The following is an 899-nucleotide window of genomic DNA, read 5'->3' on the forward strand; positions in this document are numbered from 1 at the left end:
TGATCCGCCCCCACTGAAGTGGTCCGCCCTGAGGTATGGCTTTTGAGCCAGATGAGGACGGACAGATGGGAACGAAGCGGCACAAGCCGGAAGACGTGGTCGCCAAGCTGCGGCAGGTGGATGTTCTGGTCTCGCAGGGCCAGAGCGTGGCGGAGGCGATCCGGGCCATCGGCGTGACGGAAGTGACCTACTACCGCTGGCGCAAGGAGTACGGCGGCCTGAAGAGCGATCAGGTTCGACGGATGAAGGACTTGGAGGTTGAGAACCAGCGGCTGCGCAAGGCGATTGCGGATCTCACCCTCGACAAGCTGATCCTGCAGGAGGCCGCTCGGGGAAACTGACCAGCCCCGCGCGCCGACGCGCCTGCATCGCGCATGTCATGAACGTCCTAGACGTCTCCGAGCGCCGCGCCTGTCGGGCGCTCGGGCAGCATCGCTCGACGCAGCGCAAGGTGCCGCGGGGAAGAGAGGATGAGGCCGCGCTGACAGCCGACCTCGTGGAACTGGCTCGCCAGTACGGGCGCTACGGCTACCGGAAGATCGGTGCATTGCTGAAGGCGGCGGGCTGGTTCGTCAACGACAAGCGGGTCGAACGGATCTGGCGGCGCGAGGGGCTGAAGGTCCCGTCTCGGCAGCCCAAGCGCGGCCGCATCTGGGACGGGGATGGTTCCTGCCTGCGATTGCGGGCGGAGCGTCGCGATCACGTCTGGTCCTACGACTTTGTCGAAGCCCGCACGCACGAGGGCCGCAAGTTCCGGATGCTGAACGTGGTCGATGAGTTCACGCGGGAGTGCCTGGCGATCCGCGTCGCACGCAAGCTGAAGGCGGCGGACGTGATCGACGTGCTGTCCGACCTGTTCATCCTGCGCGGCGTGCCCGGCCATATCCGCTCGGACAACG

General features: G+C 66.2%; 1 pseudogene. It reads left to right on the forward strand.

Going from position 1 to position 899, the window contains the following annotated elements:
• Positions 1-65: 65 nt before the first annotated feature.
• Positions 66-899: pseudogene (locus MTDSW087_RS29855) on the forward strand (IS3-like element ISMex5 family transposase); the annotation flags it as partial.

It is taken from the genome of Methylobacterium dankookense (genome assembly GCF_902141855.1).
GTDB lineage: Bacteria > Pseudomonadota > Alphaproteobacteria > Rhizobiales > Beijerinckiaceae > Methylobacterium > Methylobacterium dankookense.